The sequence below is a fragment of the Streptosporangium sp. NPDC020145 genome (genome assembly GCF_040631275.1).
Lineage (GTDB): Bacteria > Actinomycetota > Actinomycetes > Streptosporangiales > Streptosporangiaceae > Streptosporangium.
This window is the reverse complement of the sequence record NZ_JBEXZT010000036.1, coordinates 65,233-65,603: the sequence shown is the minus strand read 5'-3', so window position 1 is coordinate 65,603 and position 371 is coordinate 65,233. Positions and strand designations below refer to the sequence as shown.

1 pseudogene is annotated in these 371 nt (G+C 69.8%); it reads left to right on the top strand.

From position 1 onward, the window contains the following. Window positions 1–371 (top strand): annotated as a pseudogene (locus ABZ463_RS37490) (serine/threonine protein kinase); the annotation flags it as partial.

Genomic DNA, 371 nt, shown 5'->3' with positions numbered 1-371 from the left:
GCCGACGGCATCCCACACGCCACCCTCACCGGCCACACCGACTGGGTGAACGCGGTGGCGATCTCCTCGGACAACTCCTGGCTGGCCAGCGCCTCCGACGACAGGACGGTGCGGATCTGGAACGCCGACGGCATCCCACACGCCACCCTCACCGGCCACACCGACTGGGTGAACGCGGTGGCGATCTCCTCGGACAACTCCTGGCTGGCCAGCGCCTCCCAGGACGGGACCGTACGAACCTGGAACACCGACGGCACCCCACGAGCCACCCTCACCGGCCACACCGGCGGAGTGAGGGGAGTGGCGATCTCCTCGGACGGCTCCTGGCTGGCCAGCGCCTCCCGCGACGGAACCGTACGAACCTGGAACAC